Raw genomic sequence first — 14,898 nt, forward strand, 5'->3', positions numbered from 1 at the left:
TTACTCACCCGTCCGCCGCTCGACGCCTTCTAGCAAGCTAGAATCGTTTCCGCTCGACTTGCATGTGTTAAGCCTGCCGCCAGCGTTCAATCTGAGCCATGATCAAACTCTTCAGTTGAAAGCTTGATAGTCTGTTAAGCAGACCAAACTTGGTTCAGAGTCAAACTTCTCGTGAGAGGCTTGCTCCGATATTTGATGACCTTGTCACCACTCATCGGCAAGCGCTCACACGAATTACCTGATCAAATTTTTAAAGAGCGTCGCTGTGAAGCGAGGAGGCATATTCTACCCAGAACGCTTGAAAAGTCAAGCACTTGATGATGAGTCAGTCGACTGCCTCTAAGCATCATCAAGCGGTGAGGAGCATTGCTCGATCACCTGTTCCGTAAGGAGTGCGGCGTATTCTAGCGAATCGCCCGGGATTGTCAATCGATGATTCCGAAGCGAACTTCAAAAACATCAAGCAAAACAATCACCTGCAAACCTCTTTCACCGCTGGTAACGCCATGCGTCCCCGGCAGCGGATGCGTACTTTACGCACGAACCGCCGTGAGGGCAAGGGCTTTCTTGAGAGAATCTCGCCACGATGAGGCCAGGCGCTCAGAACGCGCTCGGCCCCACCATGTCTGGTGAGGCCGAGCGGGAGGTGACTTACGACAGCGACTTCTCAGTAATAGTACATCTGAGTACCTCAGCGCGTCACGGTCACTCGTGCGTAGCGCTTCTTGCCCGCCTGGATGACGATGGTAGTATCGAAAGGTGCCATATAGGAAGGCTCGACCACTTCGCCATCCACTTTCACGCGGCCATTCTTGAGCATGTCCTTGGCCTGGGCACTGTTGTTGGCCAGACCCGCACGATTGATGACCGCCGCGATCGGCGCCACCTCGGCGCCCTCCAGGCTGACGGTGACATCCGGCATGTCCGCCGGCAGCTCGCCGTCAGCCAGCTGATTGCCGCTGGAAAGGTGCGCCGTCGCCGCCGCGTCTTCATCGTGGAAGCGTGCCACCAGCTCGCGTGCCAGCTCCATCTTGATATCACGCGGGTTGGCGCCGTCGTCGATGCTGGCCATCAGCGCCTTCACTTCATCGAGAGGACGCAGCGACAGCAGCTCGAAGTAACGCCACATCAGCGAATCCGGCATGGAGACGATCTTGTTGAACATCTCGCCCGGGCGGTCATTGATGCCGATGTAGTTGCCCAGCGACTTGGACATCTTCTGCACACCATCCAGGCCTTCGAGGATCGGCATGGTGATCACCACCTGCGGCTCCTGGCCGCGCTGGCGCTGAAGCTCACGCCCCATCAGCAGATTGAACTTCTGATCGGTGCCGCCAAGCTCGATATCCGCTTCCAGCGCCACGGAGTCATACCCCTGGATCAGCGGGTAGAGGAACTCGTGGATGGAGATCGGCTGATTGCCACTATAGCGCTTGTCGAAATCGTCACGCTCGAGCATGCGCGCGACCGTGCTGGAGGCCGCCAGCTCGATCATGTCACCCGCGGAGAGCTTGCTGATCCATTCGGAGTTGAAGGCTATGCGCGTCTTCTCCTTGTCGAGAATCTTGAAGACCTGCTCCTGATACGTCAGGGCGTTGGCCTTCACATCCTCTTCGGTCAACGGCTTGCGCGTCACGCTCTTGCCGGTGGGGTCGCCGATGCGGCCGGTGAAATCACCGATCAGGAAGATGATCTCGTGACCGAGGTCCTGCAGCTGGCGCAGCTTGTTGATCAGCACCGTATGACCGAGGTGCAGGTCCGGCGCCGTCGGATCAAAGCCCGCCTTGACCTTGAGCTTGCGCCCGGACTCGAGCTTCTTGATCAGCTCTTCCTCGACCAGTACCTCATCGGTACCGCGCTTGATGATCTCCAGCGCTTCCACTACTGACTTGTCGCTCATCCTGCCCTCTCTGACCGTTGCTGCTCCCCTCGTAGCGGGGCATGTTGGCCGAGAATGTTAGCATGACGAGCATGGCATGCACCCCCTGCCGCAGGGCGGCGTGCTCACGAGCTTCACGCCCCTGTTGCACGCCCCTCCAATGATCGGGAGATCCCAATGGCGCTTTACCTTGGCTTGATGACCGGCACCAGCCTGGACGGACTCGATATCGCCTTGCTCGATATCGCCCCCTCCTCGCCAGACCACGAGCGGATTCGCTTCATTGATGGGCTCGACCTGCCGCTGCCCGAGACACTGCGGTCTCGCCTCTGGCAGCTGATGCATTGTGATGAAGCATGCTTCGCGGATCTCGCCGCCGCCGAGAAGGCGTTGGCTGAACTGGCTGCCAGCGCGGTGACGCGCTTGCTGACACGCCAGCAACTGACTGCAGAGGAAGTCACGGCCATTGGCAGCCATGGCCAGACCATCGAGCATCGCCCCTATGGCTTCAGCGATCAGCCATGCCACACGCCCTACACCCTGCAGCTCGACAATCCCAGCCTGCTGGCCGAGCTGTGCGGCATTCCCGTCGTCGCTGACTTCCGGCGCCGTGATCTGGCCGCCGGCGGTCAGGCGGCCCCGCTGGCGCCCGCCTTCCACGCTGCTCTCTTCAGTCAGCCAGGCCAATGGCATGGGCTGCTCAACCTGGGCGGCATCGCCAATCTGACACTACTTCCCCCTCAGGGCTCCACAGCTGACATCATCGGCTTCGACACCGGCCCCGCCAACTGCCTGCTGGATGCCTGGCATGCGCGTCATCGTGGTACCGCAGTGGATCAGGACGGTCAGTGGGCCGCCAGCGGCAAGGTGATTCCCGACTTGCTCGAGAGATTGCTGTCGGCCGATTACTTCCGCCGACCACTTCCCAAGAGCACCGGCCGCGAAGACTTCCATCTCGACTGGCTGGCTCAGCATCTGACCGGCGACGAGTCACCGGCCAACGTGCAGGCCACGCTCCTGAGTCTGACCGTCGAAAGCATCGTGCGAGCATTGGAGCAGACCGGCGTATCACTGGCCGCGCTGACCCCCTGCGGTGGCGGGGCACGCAATGGCGCCCTGCTCACGCAGCTGGAGCAGCGCCTGGCGCAAGGCGAGCAGGCGACGCCCCTCGTATCCTGCACTGACATGGGCTGGAATGCAGACCTGCTCGAAGCCAGCGCATTCGCCTGGCTCGCGGCACGCAGAGTACTGGAGCGCCCCGGCAACCTGCCCAGCGTCACTGGCGCGAGCGGCCCGAGAGTGCTGGGCGGCCTCTACGCTCGCTGACCCTCATCGGATACGAAAAAGCCGCCCTTCTCGTGATGAAGAGGGCGGCTTTTGATTGAGACAATCACTGCGCTGGCATCACCGACACGCCTCAGTCGTCATCCCCTTGCAACGAGAAGCGACTGGCGGCGTTCATGACATCCAGCTGGGCTTCCTGGGCACTATCGGAATCACCGAACTTGATCATCAGGCGCAGGTCGTTGGCGGAATCGGCATGCGCCAATGCCACTTCCTCGGTGATCAAGCCCTGCTGATGCAAGGCGTAAAGCGATTGATCGAACGTCATCATGCCCTGTTGCTGCGAACGCTTCATGACGTCCTTGATCTCGACCACCGCGCCCTTGCGGATCAGGTCGACAATCAACGGCGAACGCAGCATCACCTCAATGGCAGGCACGCGCTGGGTGGTGTTGCCGCTCTTGTGAGGCAACAGCTGCTGGGCCACGATGCCCTTGAGGTTCAGCGACAGATCCATCCACACCTGTTCGTGACGCTCCTCCGGGAAGAAGTGGATGATGCGGTCCAGCGCCTGGTTGGCATTGTTGGCATGCAACGTCGCAAGACACAGGTGACCTGTCTCGGCGAAGGTCAGCGCGTGCTCCATGGTCTCACGCGAGCGGATCTCGCCGATCATGATCACGTCCGGCGCCTGACGCAGCGTATTGCGCAGCGCCACCTCGAAGGACTCGGTATCGATTCCCACTTCACGCTGCGTCACGATGGAGCGCTGATGGGGATGGATATACTCGATCGGGTCTTCGATGCAGATGATATGCCCGCTCGAGGTCTGGTTGCGGTGCTGTATCATCGCCGCCAGCGAGGTCGACTTGCCGGCGCCGGTACCGCCGACGAAGATCACCAGACCACGTTTGGTTTCGGAAAGCCCCTTGATGATCTCCGGCAGCCGCAACTCTTCCAGGCTGGGAATCGACAGCTGGATGCGGCGAATCACCATGCCCATCTGGCTGCGCTGGTAGAAGGCGCTGATCCTGAAGCGCCCGACTCCCGGCAGACTATGCGCGAAGTTGGCCTCGCGCTCTTCCTCGAAGCGCTCGCGCTGCATGTCACTCATCGGTGCGAGCACCAGCTCTCTCACCTGATCGACACCCAGCTTCCTGTCACCCAGCGCCACCATGCGGCCATTGACCTTCATCTGCGGCGGTGTGCCAGTGGAGATGAACAGGTCCGAGCTGCCCTTGCTGACCATCAACTGCAGAAGTTCATGCAGCCATTCATGAGGAGTCATGAGTTGTATCCCGATATGCGCCTTGAGAGTCGCGCCCAAGGCCTCGCGCTGAAATGCCGTCCCATGAACCTGAAAAGTTGACGTGTTCCGGCCCCTGCCCCACCTACCTGCAACGTGATTGTCGGCCCTCCTGGCGAATTCAGCTCAACAAGCCCTTGGCTTTCGCCTGAGCATCTTCATTGGTCACCAGCCCTTCAGCCAACAGACGCGTCAGCGCTGCATCCAATGTCTGCATGCCCAGGGCACCACCGGTCTGGATGGAGGAGTACATCTGCGCCACCTTGTCCTCGCGGATCAGGTTACGAATGGCAGGCGTCGCGATCATGATCTCGTGAGCCGCCACCCGGCCACCGCCAATCTTCTTGAGCAGTGTCTGGGCGATGACGCCCTGCAGGGACTCGGACAGCATCGAGCGCACCATTGCCTTCTCCTCGCCGGGGAAGACGTCAATGATACGGTCGACGGTCTTGGTCGCGGAGGTAGTGTGCAGGGTGCCGAATACCAGGTGACCCGTCTCGGCCGCGGTCAGAGCCAGACGGATGGTCTCGAGATCTCGCAGCTCCCCGACCAGAATGACATCCGGGTCTTCACGCAGCGCTGAACGCAGCGCGGGCGCGAAGCCGTGGGTATCACGATGCACTTCACGCTGGTTGACCAGACACCGCTTGGACTGGTGCACGAATTCCACCGGGTCCTCGATGGTGAGAATGTGGTCGTACTTGTTCTCATTGATGTAATCGACCATTGCCGCCAGCGTGGTGGATTTACCGGAACCGGTCGGCCCGGTGACAAGAATCAGGCCGCGCGGCAGCATGCACATCTTGCGGAAGGCTTCACCGAGCCCCAGATCCTCCATCGTCAGCACTTCCGAGGGGATGGTGCGGAAGACAGCCCCCGCGCCACGCCCCTGATGGAAGGCGTTGACACGAAAGCGCGAGACACCCGGCACCTCAAAGGAGAAATCGGTCTCGAGGAATTCCTCGAAGTCACGGCGCTGCTTGTCGTTCATGATCTCGTAGATCAGCGCGCGCACCTGCTTGTCATCCATTGACGGCACATTGATGCGCCGCACATCACCGTCGACACGAATCATCGGTGGCAAACCTGCGGACAGGTGAAGATCCGACGCGTTCTGTTTTGCCGAAAAAGCCAGCAGTTCGGTAATATCCATGCAGTTCCCTCGCGAAGACCGAAGCTCTTGTACCAACGAGTCTTGTGTACTCTGGTGAAAGTGTGAAGTGGCTCTTCAGTAGATAGTGCGATGGGCACCATGTCACCAGGCCTGTCACGCCCATGCCATTGATGACATGCCTGACACCGTGCCAGCCATCGCCAGGTTGTTCCGCAAATTCTGGAGCCGAGCCGCATGACCGCAGTCCCCGACGACGAAGCTTGTGTTACCCAGTGTATCCTAGAGGCCCGTGCGCGGCTGGAAAAGGCATTGCAGGCAAGTAAACGCAACGCTGAATCGGCGCAAGTGCTGGCCGTCAGCAAGACCAAACCCGCGACGCTGATGCGCGCTGCCTGGCAATCCGGCCAGCGGGCCTTCGGCGAGAACTATCTGCAGGAAGCGTTGGACAAGCAGCAGGCGCTGTCGGACCTCACCGATATCGAATGGCATTTCATCGGCCCCATCCAGTCCAACAAGACGCGCGCCATCGCTGAGCACTTCGCCTGGGTGCATACCGTGGAACGCGAGAAGATAGCACGCCGACTGAGCGAGCAGCGCCCCGGTGAGCTTGGCGCGCTCGATGTCTGTCTGCAGGTCAATATCTCCGGCGAAGCCTCCAAGGCTGGCGTGGCACCCCAGGAACTGCTGGCGCTGGCCGAGACGGTGATCGCGCTGCCCGGGCTGCGCCTGCGCGGCCTGATGGCGATTCCGGCCCCCTGCGCCGCCGATGCCAGTGAGACCGAGCGCCGTGCGCCCTTCCGCCAGCTGCGCGAGCTGCTGGAGCGACTGCAGACGCGCTTCCCCGCCGCCAGCTACCCGCAGGCCCAGCTCGATACTCTCTCGATGGGCATGAGCGCGGATCTTGAGGCCGCCGTCGCCGAAGGCGCGACACTGGTACGCCTCGGCACTGCCATCTTCGGCGCACGTGACTACTCCCACGACCACTGAGTCCAACGCTCGCTGAGGCAAATCCAACGCTCACGCAAGGCTCTCGAGCTTGCCGCCAGCCCTCCCACTGAATGACCAGGAGCACCGCATGACGCACCAGAGCACCGCTACACCGCGCACCATCGCGTTCATCGGCGCCGGCAACATGGCCAGCGCCATCTTCGGCGGCATGGTCGATGCCGGCTATCCCGCGGACCGCATCATCGCCACGGCTCGCTCGCGCGAGACACTCGATGCCCTCGAGCAGCGCTACGGCGTAAGCACGACCCAGGACAACGCCTACGCCGTCTCGCAAGCCGATGTAGTGGTGCTGGGCGTCAAGCCACAGATGATGCATGACGTCTGCCAGGCGCTGACCCCTGCGGTGCAGAACCGCAAGCCGCTGATCGTCTCGGTAGCGGCCGGCATCACCTGCGACAGCCTCGAACGCTGGCTGGGCGGCGACCTCGCCATCATCCGCTGCATGCCCAACACGCCGTCACTGGTCGGTGTCGGTGCCAGCGGCCTCTATGCCACCCCCCAGGTGACGGAGGAGCAGCGCAGCTTGATGGATGAGATGCTGACCGCGGTCGGTATCGTCGAGTGGGTCGAGGAAGAAGGTTTGCTGGAAGCCGTCACCGGCATTTCCGGCTCCGGCCCGGCCTATTTCTTCCTGTTCATCGAGTCGCTCGAAGCGGCAGGCATCGAGCTGGGGCTGAACGCCGAGACCGCGCGCCGCCTGGCGATCCAGACCGCCCGCGGTGCCGCCGAGATGGCCTTCTCCAGCGAGCATGAGCCTGCCGAGCTGCGCCGTCGCGTGTGCTCGCCGAATGGCACCACGGAGCGCGCCATCAACAGCTTCGAGGAGGATGGGCTGCGCGATATCGTCGAGCGCGCCGCCAAGGCCTCCAGCGTGCGCGCCGCCGAGCTTGCCCGCGAGCTGGATCGCTGACAGCCTCTGCTCCACTGACAACTCCTGCAGGCCGCTGGCAGCCCGGGCCACAACAGGCCATCATGCGCTGTTCATCCGTTGTTGGCATGCTAGCGGCATGACGCGTGCTCTAACGCGCGCCCACTTCTCACCGTCTTAAGGAAAGCCCCATGGGTGCTATGGGTAATATCGGACTTCAGCTGGTCACCATCCTGCTGCAACTGTTTGTCTACATCCTGATGCTGCGCTTCCTGCTGCAGCTGTCCCGCGCGGACTTCTACAACCCGGTCACCCAGTCAGTGGTCAAGGCGACCAACCCGCTGGTGGCCCCATTGCAGGGCATCCTGCGCCCGCTGGGTCGCTTCGACATCGCCACCCTGGCCGCGGCCTTCATCGTCGTCAGTCTGGTACTGGTCGCGATCGGCGCCCTGTTCGGTGGCGGCATGCTGCCGGTCGGCTTCATCGCGCTGACGGCACTGGGCACCATTCTCGACAGCATCATCAACATTTACTTCTTCGCGCTGATCGCGATGATCATCCTGTCGTGGGTCGCTCCGCAGGCCAACCACCCGGGCGCCATCCTGGTCCATCAGCTGGTCGATCCGATCATGAAGCCGGTGCGCAAGGTGATTCCGTCGATCGGCATGCTCGACCTGTCTCCGATCTTCGTGTTCATCGCGCTCAACCTGGTCGGCAGCCTGATCAACCAGACCCTGCCGTCACTGGGCATGCTGCGCAGCGCCTTCAGCTAAGCCGGGACTCCGCCAGCAAGGATGGCTCGCAGGCGCCCAAGGCACATGCCGACGAAATCAGCGCCCGCCACGGACTCCCGTGGCGGGCGCTCTTGCATCGCGTGCCACTGGATCACGCGTGCGCACGCTGTGCTAGAGTGAGCCCTCGGCCGAAGCCAGAACCACGGTGCACGAGACGCCCACAAGGCGCATCACCGCGGCTTCGCGCCCCGGACACGGGCCTTGCCCCGAACACTCTGCTGGACATGATGCTGGAAACCTTCACCACGATGCCTGATTCCCTGCCCCCGGATTCGGTCGGTCTCGTCACGCCTCAGACTGCCCACTTCGATACCCCGCTGGAGCTGGCCTGCGGCAGACGCCTCGAGCAGTACTCGCTGGTCTACGAGACCTACGGCGAGCTGAACGCGGACGCCAGCAACGCCATCCTGATCTGTCACGCCCTCACCGGCCACCATCATGCGGCTGGCTATCACGCCATGAGCGACCGCAAGCCTGGCTGGTGGGACGACTACATCGGCCCCGGCAAGCCCATTGATACCTCGCGCTTCTTTGTGATCGCGCTGAACAACATCGGCGGCTGCCACGGCAGTACCGGCCCGACCTCGATCAACCCGGAGACGGGCGAGCAATGGGGGCCTGACTTCCCGTTGGTAACCGTGCCGGACTGGGTCGAGAGCCAGAAGCGCCTCGCCGAGTCTCTCGGCATCATCCGCTTCGCGGCGGTGGTCGGCGGCTCGCTGGGTGGCATGCAGGCGCTGCAGTGGGTGATGGACCACCCTGATCGCGTCGGTCACGTCGCCATCATCGCCTGTACGCCGAAACTATCGGCACAGAACATCGCCTTCAATGAAGTCGCGCGTCAGGCGATTCGCTCTGACCCGGAATTCCATGACGGCTGGTATTCGCGTGTCGATGCCGTGCCCAGACGCGGCCTCAAGCTGGCGCGCATGGTCGGTCACATCACCTATCTTTCCGAGCATTCGATGGGTACCAAGTTCGGGCGTGACCTGCGTCAGGATCGCCTCAACTTCGGTTACGACGTCGACTTCCAGGTCGAGAGCTATCTCCGCCACCAGGGCGATACCTTCTCCACCGCCTTCGATGCCAATACCTATCTGCTGATGACCAAGGCGCTCGACTACTTCGATCCTGCCGCCACGGCAGGCGATGACCTGTCCGCGGCCATGGCGCCGATCAGCTGCCCGGTACTGGTGGTCAGCTTCACCACCGACTGGCGCTTCGCGCCGTCACGCTCGCGCGAGCTGGTCAACGCCATGATCCATGCCGGCAAGTCGGTCAGCTACGCCAACATCGACTCGCCGCACGGGCATGACGCCTTCCTGCTGCCGGGCGAACGCTACCAGACGGTGCTGGGCAACTTCCTGACTCGCGCTTACGACCACGCCTGTGGCGCCAAAGCCACGAAAAAGCCGAAAAAGCCGAGCACCAGGGAGACCAGCCATGCGTAACGACCTCGCCCAGATTCATGACTGGATTCCCGAAGGCGCGCGCGTGCTGGATCTGGCCTGCGGTGACGGCACCCTGCTGGCCTCCCTCAAGGAGACCAAGCAGGTCTTCGGCTATGGTCTGGAGATCGACCCCGACAACATCAGTGCCTGTGTCGCCCGTGGCGTGAACGTCATCGAGCAGAATGTCGATGACGGCCTGGCCAACTTCGCCGATGACACCTTCGATCGTGTGGTGATGTCCCAGGCATTGCAGGTACTGCGTCGCCCGGACCGTGCGCTGGAGGAGATGATGCGCGTCTCGCGTGAGGCCATCATCACCTTCCCCAACTTCGCCTATTGGCGTCACCGCCTGCACCTGGGCCTCAAGGGGCGCATGCCGGTCTCCAAGTCGCTGCCTCATGCCTGGTACGACACGCCGAACATCCATCTGTCGACCTTCGCGGACTTCGAGCGCCTGTGTCGCGCCCAGGGCCTCAAGATCATCGACCGCGCGGTCGGCAATGGCGATCACGAGCCGCATCCGGCGGCGACCTGGTGGCCGAACCTGTTCGGGGAAGTGGCTATCTTCCGCGTCTGTCGCGACAACTGCTCGCCCGACCAGCGCTGAGTCAAGGCGCGCTACAGCAGTCGCCACAGACCCAGCGCCAGGTACCGCAAGAAAACGGCCGACAGGACACTCCTGTCGGCCGTTTCGCGTCATGACACCACCAATTCTTCCGCGCCGCGATAGCGCTGCACTATCCGGGCCATGCACAGACAGTCGCAACTAAAGTCTATATACTTTCGAGGTAAACGCAGCTGAGGATCACGGCTCGCACTTCCGGTGAGGTGCGCCGGCATCCCGAGGAGAGAGTGCATGAACTTCCATACCCGCAAATGGGTCAAGCCCGAAGACCTCAACCCCAACGGCACCCTGTTCGGTGGACGACTGCTGGCCTGGATCGATGAAGAAGCGGCCATCTACGCCATCGTCCAGCTGGGCACCTCGCGCGTGGTCACCAAGTTCATGTCGGAGATCAACTTCGTCTCCAGCGCGCGTCAGGGCGACATCATCGAACTGGGCATCACCGCCAGCGCCTTCGGTCGTACCTCGATCTCGCTGTGCGTCGAGATCCGCAACAAGATCACCCGCGAACGCATTCTGACCATCGACCGCATCGTGCTGGTCAGCGTCGATGCCGACTTCAAGCCCGTGCCCCACGGCCGCACGCGTATCACCTATATCGAAGACCGTTTCCGTGAGCAGGCCGGCAGCAATGACAGTCATAACGACGGTCACAGCGACGAGACGCCGCAGAAGGCACCGCGTCGTCGTGCCGACAGCGCGTCGGACCTCAAGAACGCCTGATCGCGTCGCTATTCAGGTCGCGACACGCAGGTCGCACCAACGAAAAAGGCACCTCACAAGAGGTGCCTTTTTTCATGCCGAGCATTCAACCCGCTCCAGTGCTGCTGATGTCCGGGGCCTGACCAGGCAGGGCCTGACTAGCCTCTAGCTGACGGTCGTCTGCATCGTCTCACGCAAGCCTTCACAGGCATCCACGACTGGCGCCGTCGCCGGCGTGAACCACACCAGATCGTAAGCCGGCGCCGCACCGGCGCTCTCCGGCAGATAATCGGCGAGATGCGTCAGCGGCTGCCCCGCGTCATCCCAGGCGACCGGCATCAGCGCTACGGACAGCGTGCTGCCATCCAGCCAGCGCGGCACGCCGATATCGCGACGGGCATGGCCGGAGCCACACACCAGCAGGCTGGTGGTGCCATCAGCCGCCAGGCCTTCCAGACGTTCTGCCATCTGCTGATCCCGCGCCAACTGCGCACGCAGCATCGCGTCCAGGCGCTCTGCGCCCAGCAGGCCACAATGGCCTTCATCCAGTGCCTCACGCTGCAGGCGCAGGACCGCTTCCGGCAGTGCCAGCGGCGACTGCCCCGGTGCCATGCTGGCCTCCAGCTGTGCCACCGACAGGCTGGCAGACGCCAGTGGCGCACCACTGTCCAGCGCTCCGCGCAGCAGAGGGGCGTAGTCGGTGAAGGGCCAGCGCGCATTCCAGGCCAGCAACTGCTGGAGCTCATCATCCGGCAATCCCGAGACCGCAAGCGAGGTACGATTGGTCAGTGATAGCGCGGCGTCCTGGGTCGTGTCCAGCATCTCCAGCGCCACACCGCCCAACTGACGCCGCGCGACCAGCGCATCGATCAACCAGCGTTCCAGCTGGTGATGATCCGGATTGTCGTGATGCTCGCCCAGCAGCACCATCGAGTGCGCCTGGCTCCAATCGACCAGCGCCGCTGGCGATAGACGACGATTGCCCTCCGCGACCAGAATGCTGCCCAGCAACGGGTGGGACGCCTCGGGATCATGCCAAGCCGGCAGCGGTGGCAATGGCCCGTTGGCCGGCTGAGCGGCCTGTGCGAGCGGGGTGCTCAGTGCCGTGCCCAGCACGGTAAGCCCGCCCGCCGAGACGGCCATGCCGGCCAGCAACTGGCGACGGCTCACCCCGGCCGTGCGCTCAGGTGTCCCGGATTCGTTGCTGGAGCGGAAGCTGGAAGTGATCGAGCGGCGAAATAGCGACATGAAGATGACTCGGCATGGAAGGAAGCGGCAAGACACGGTAAAAGACCACAAGAGAGCGTGCCAACGCTGCCATGATACCCGATGCGAGCCCCCTCATGTCCGAAAGGCCACCAACACTCCCCCAAGGGCCCTCATCCAGGCTGTGCTTGAGACTGCCGCTGCCATCACTGCCCGTCGGCCGCAGCATGCCACTGACACTCGATGATGGCCGCCCGGCCCTGCTGGTGATGCAGCCCGATGGCCCGCGCGCCTTTCTCGACCGCTGCCCACACCAGGGCAGCCGAATGCTGACCGAGGACGAGACTGACGATCCCTACATGGACGCGACCGGCGGCTTGATACTCTGCCACCGCCATCAGGCCTGTTTCGAGCCGCATCACGGCACTTGCATCAGCGGCCCCTGCGTCGGCCAACGATTGACGGCGCTAGACGTTGAGCTGGTGCACAACGACGCCTCGCCAACACTGTTGCTGCTGTGGGAGACCGCAGGCAGCGGTGGAGACATGAGGGAGAAATGATGGAAAGAGACATGAGCGCTGACTGACAGGCTGAGCGCCAGCGACCTGATCAGCCAGCAAAGCGCACGTCATGCAGTGGCAGCGCGCGCGTCAGGCCCAGTCTTGCTCGCCACAGTGGCTGGCCCGCATCCGAGAGAGACTCTTCGAGGGTGATCTGCATGCCCAGCGCCAGCACCTCGACACCGGCGGCCTGCGCCCGGGCAAAGGCCTGCGCATAGGCCGGGTCGAGATGCGCCGCCGGTGCGACATCCTCGATCCCGTCATGGGCGACGCAGAACACCAGCACGCAACGGTGACCTGCTGCGACCAGCGCCGCGAGACTGGCCAGATGACGCTGGGCACGCGTACTCACCGAGTCCGGGAAATAGCCGTGACCGTCGGCTTCGCGCAGTGTCAGTTGCTTGACCTCCAGATAGATCGAGGCCGCGCCCTCCTCCTTCGGCCACATCTGGAAATCGAGCCGTGAGCGCTCCGGCGTGTCATTTCCCGGCAGCAGGACCTCGACACGTGACTCGCGCTTGAGGCGCGCAAAGTCGGCGAGCCTCATGTCGTGCAGCGCGCTGACGCTGGCCTGCTGCAGCGCCGCCTCGACATGGGCATTGGCACGTCCGGTGTGCACCGCCACCAAGGCCTCACGCCGACCGTCAGCGCCGGGCGGATCCAGCGGCAGGCGAATCAGCTCCCAGGTCCAGGCGAGCTTGCGCTTGGGGTTGTCGGACGGCGACAGCCATACCTCACAACCTTCCACGCACACCGCGCGCATCGAGCCGGTATTCGGACAATGCGCCGTCACCACCTCACCTGCCCGCTCCCCCTCGAGCAGCTCCACCTCGGCGAAGAAGCGCTTGTAGCGACGGATCAGGCGACCACGATACAGCCCCTCAAGCACCATCAAGCCGACACTCCTGCCCGGGTGACACGCCGCTCAAGGAAACGCTCCATGCGGGCCAGGGCCTCGCGCAGACGCGCCTCATCGGCGGTGAAGGCGATACGCACATGGCGACGCCCTTCGGCCAGCGCGAAGTCCGTACCCGGCGTGATGGCGACATTCTCTTCTTCCAGCAGTGCGCGGCAGAAGGCCTCGCTGTCATCACTCAGATGCGAGATATCCAGCCAGACGTAGAAGGCACCCTGCGGCGGCACCGACGGCGCCAGCCCCAGGCGCTCTAGCCCGTCCAGCAGTACGCCACGACGGGCTTCGAGTACCTGCCGACGACGCTCGAGCTCTGTTTCGCATTCCGGCGTGAAGGCCGCCAGCGCCGCATGCTGTGCAGGAGTCGACGCGGCCAGGAAGACATTCTGCGCCAGGCGTGACAGTGGCTCGACCGCGGCTTCCGGTGCCACCAGCCAGCCCAGCCGCCAGCCCGTCATGCCGAAGTATTTGGAGAAGCTGTTGATGACGAAGGCGTCCGGGCACTCCGCCAGTGCGGTGTGCGCAGGCACGCCATAGGTCAGTCCCTGATAGATCTCATCCACCAGCAGTTGGGCATCTCGCGACTGACACAGCTCGCCCAGCGCCTTCAATTCCTCGGGCGACAGCACGTGTCCGGTGGGGTTGGAGGGCGATGCCACCATCACGGCCCGCGTGTTCTCGCGCCAGAAATCATCGGCAAGTTCAGCGGTCAGCTGCCAGCCACTCGCGGCACTGACGGGCACCACATCCAGCTGGGCATCCACCAGGCCCATGAAGTGACGATTGCAGGGGTAGGTCGGGTCAGCCATCAATACGCTGTCGCCACGCTCGGCGCACAACAGCGTGGCCAGCAGCAGGGCACCGGAGGCGCCGGGCGTGATGATGATACGGGAAGGGGAGACCGTGACGCCGTGACGGCGCTGATAGTCAGCCGCGATGGCCTCGCGCAGGGCCGGCAGGCCGCAGGCGGGGGTGTAGCGCGTCTGACCGGCCGCCAGCGCCGCTTGGCCGGCGGCGATCACCGCCGCAGGAGTCGGGAAGTCGGGCTCGCCCACTTCCAGATGGATGACGTCATGGCCCGCGGCCTCGCGCGCCTGAGCGGCTTCCAGCAACGTCATCACACGAAAGGCGGCAACGGATTCAAGACGACGGGCAAACTGCATGATGGCACTCCTCGGGGTCGAAGCA

At 63.2% G+C, this 14,898-nt stretch carries 14 protein-coding genes and 1 rRNA gene; 8 read left to right on the top strand and 7 right to left on the bottom strand.

Going from position 1 to position 14,898, the window contains the following annotated elements:
* Window positions 1-118 (bottom strand): 16S ribosomal RNA (locus MKZ40_RS09490); the annotation flags it as partial.
* A 573-nt stretch (window positions 119-691) separates the two neighbouring features.
* On the bottom strand, window positions 692-1,900 hold the full coding sequence (gene tyrS, locus MKZ40_RS09495) for a tyrosine--tRNA ligase (RefSeq protein ID WP_175089064.1): 1,209 nt from the start codon (window positions 1,898-1,900) through the stop codon (window positions 692-694).
* A 156-nt stretch (window positions 1,901-2,056) separates the two neighbouring features.
* On the opposite strand from tyrS, the gene MKZ40_RS09500 reads away from it, so the two are divergent.
* Window positions 2,057-3,205 carry an anhydro-N-acetylmuramic acid kinase gene (locus MKZ40_RS09500; protein WP_175089063.1) on the top strand — a complete coding sequence of 383 codons (1,149 nt, stop codon included), beginning with the start codon at window positions 2,057-2,059 and terminating at the stop codon, window positions 3,203-3,205.
* 91 nt (window positions 3,206-3,296) lie between these two features.
* Here the strand turns inward: MKZ40_RS09500 and MKZ40_RS09505 are convergent, their stop codons facing one another.
* Both MKZ40_RS09505 and MKZ40_RS09510 read right to left on the bottom strand, forming a co-directional pair.
* Complete coding sequence (locus MKZ40_RS09505) at window positions 3,297-4,451, bottom strand: PilT/PilU family type 4a pilus ATPase (RefSeq protein ID WP_175089062.1); 1,155 nt, start codon at window positions 4,449-4,451, stop codon at window positions 3,297-3,299.
* A gap of 139 nt (window positions 4,452-4,590) precedes the next feature.
* Complete coding sequence (locus MKZ40_RS09510) at window positions 4,591-5,622, bottom strand: type IV pilus twitching motility protein PilT (RefSeq protein WP_175089061.1); 1,032 nt, start codon at window positions 5,620-5,622, stop codon at window positions 4,591-4,593.
* A 195-nt stretch (window positions 5,623-5,817) separates the two neighbouring features.
* Between MKZ40_RS09510 and MKZ40_RS09515 the strand changes: the two genes are divergently transcribed.
* The 6 genes from MKZ40_RS09515 (at window position 5,818) to MKZ40_RS09540 (ending at window position 11,052) form a co-directional block, all read left to right on the top strand.
* Window positions 5,818-6,570 (top strand): YggS family pyridoxal phosphate-dependent enzyme, encoded by a 753-nt coding sequence (locus MKZ40_RS09515; protein WP_175089060.1) that lies wholly within the window; start codon window positions 5,818-5,820, stop codon window positions 6,568-6,570.
* Between the two features lie 88 nt (window positions 6,571-6,658).
* Complete coding sequence (proC, locus tag MKZ40_RS09520) at window positions 6,659-7,501, top strand: pyrroline-5-carboxylate reductase (protein WP_175089059.1); 843 nt, start codon at window positions 6,659-6,661, stop codon at window positions 7,499-7,501.
* A gap of 149 nt (window positions 7,502-7,650) precedes the next feature.
* Window positions 7,651-8,232, top strand: coding sequence for a YggT family protein (locus MKZ40_RS09525; RefSeq protein WP_043333437.1), 582 nt, complete (start codon window positions 7,651-7,653; stop codon window positions 8,230-8,232).
* A 269-nt stretch (window positions 8,233-8,501) separates the two neighbouring features.
* Window positions 8,502-9,704, top strand: a complete 1,203-nt coding sequence (locus MKZ40_RS09530) for a homoserine O-acetyltransferase (RefSeq protein WP_175089058.1) — start codon at window positions 8,502-8,504, stop codon at window positions 9,702-9,704.
* Window positions 9,697-10,311, top strand: a complete 615-nt coding sequence (gene metW, locus MKZ40_RS09535) for a methionine biosynthesis protein MetW (protein ID WP_175089057.1) — start codon at window positions 9,697-9,699, stop codon at window positions 10,309-10,311. The genes MKZ40_RS09530 and metW overlap by 8 nt, the downstream gene beginning before the upstream one ends.
* A 249-nt stretch (window positions 10,312-10,560) precedes the next feature.
* Complete coding sequence (locus MKZ40_RS09540) at window positions 10,561-11,052, top strand: hotdog domain-containing protein (protein WP_175089056.1); 492 nt, start codon at window positions 10,561-10,563, stop codon at window positions 11,050-11,052.
* A gap of 144 nt (window positions 11,053-11,196) precedes the next feature.
* Here the strand turns inward: MKZ40_RS09540 and MKZ40_RS09545 are convergent, their stop codons facing one another.
* Window positions 11,197-12,279, bottom strand: a complete 1,083-nt coding sequence (locus MKZ40_RS09545) for a ChaN family lipoprotein (RefSeq protein ID WP_175089055.1) — start codon at window positions 12,277-12,279, stop codon at window positions 11,197-11,199.
* Between the two features lie 185 nt (window positions 12,280-12,464).
* Between MKZ40_RS09545 and MKZ40_RS09550 the strand changes: the two genes are divergently transcribed.
* Window positions 12,465-12,797 carry a Rieske 2Fe-2S domain-containing protein gene (locus MKZ40_RS09550; protein WP_175089054.1) on the top strand — a complete coding sequence of 111 codons (333 nt, stop codon included), beginning with the start codon at window positions 12,465-12,467 and terminating at the stop codon, window positions 12,795-12,797.
* A 49-nt stretch (window positions 12,798-12,846) separates the two neighbouring features.
* Here MKZ40_RS09550 and sfsA read toward each other — a convergent pair whose 3' ends face one another.
* On the bottom strand, window positions 12,847-13,689 hold the full coding sequence (sfsA, locus tag MKZ40_RS09555; protein WP_175089080.1) for a DNA/RNA nuclease SfsA: 843 nt from the start codon (window positions 13,687-13,689) through the stop codon (window positions 12,847-12,849).
* A complete protein-coding gene (locus tag MKZ40_RS09560; protein ID WP_175089053.1) occupies window positions 13,689-14,873 on the bottom strand; it encodes an aminotransferase class I/II-fold pyridoxal phosphate-dependent enzyme in 1,185 nt (394 codons plus the stop codon). Before MKZ40_RS09560 ends, sfsA begins: the two co-directional genes overlap by 1 nt.
* Window positions 14,874-14,898: the final 25 nt, after the last annotated feature.

It is taken from the genome of Cobetia sp. BMC6 (genome assembly GCF_029991385.1).
Classification (GTDB): Bacteria; Pseudomonadota; Gammaproteobacteria; order Pseudomonadales; family Halomonadaceae; genus Cobetia.

Coding starts and splice junctions, on each gene's coding strand:
- tyrS (WP_175089064.1), bottom strand. CDS start 1,900: ATGAGCGACAAGTCAGTAGTGGAAGCGCTGGAGATCATCAAGCGCGGT.
- MKZ40_RS09540 (WP_175089056.1), top strand. CDS start 10,561: ATGAACTTCCATACCCGCAAATGGGTCAAGCCCGAAGACCTCAACCCC.
- MKZ40_RS09525 (WP_043333437.1), top strand. CDS start 7,651: ATGGGTGCTATGGGTAATATCGGACTTCAGCTGGTCACCATCCTGCTG.
- MKZ40_RS09560 (WP_175089053.1), bottom strand. CDS start 14,873: ATGCAGTTTGCCCGTCGTCTTGAATCCGTTGCCGCCTTTCGTGTGATG.
- MKZ40_RS09505 (WP_175089062.1), bottom strand. CDS start 4,451: ATGACTCCTCATGAATGGCTGCATGAACTTCTGCAGTTGATGGTCAGC.
- MKZ40_RS09545 (WP_175089055.1), bottom strand. CDS start 12,279: ATGTCGCTATTTCGCCGCTCGATCACTTCCAGCTTCCGCTCCAGCAAC.
- proC (WP_175089059.1), top strand. CDS start 6,659: ATGACGCACCAGAGCACCGCTACACCGCGCACCATCGCGTTCATCGGC.
- MKZ40_RS09550 (WP_175089054.1), top strand. CDS start 12,465: ATGCCACTGACACTCGATGATGGCCGCCCGGCCCTGCTGGTGATGCAG.
- MKZ40_RS09500 (WP_175089063.1), top strand. CDS start 2,057: ATGGCGCTTTACCTTGGCTTGATGACCGGCACCAGCCTGGACGGACTC.
- sfsA (WP_175089080.1), bottom strand. CDS start 13,689: ATGGTGCTTGAGGGGCTGTATCGTGGTCGCCTGATCCGTCGCTACAAG.
- MKZ40_RS09510 (WP_175089061.1), bottom strand. CDS start 5,622: ATGGATATTACCGAACTGCTGGCTTTTTCGGCAAAACAGAACGCGTCG.
- MKZ40_RS09515 (WP_175089060.1), top strand. CDS start 5,818: ATGACCGCAGTCCCCGACGACGAAGCTTGTGTTACCCAGTGTATCCTA.
- MKZ40_RS09530 (WP_175089058.1), top strand. CDS start 8,502: ATGCCTGATTCCCTGCCCCCGGATTCGGTCGGTCTCGTCACGCCTCAG.
- metW (WP_175089057.1), top strand. CDS start 9,697: ATGCGTAACGACCTCGCCCAGATTCATGACTGGATTCCCGAAGGCGCG.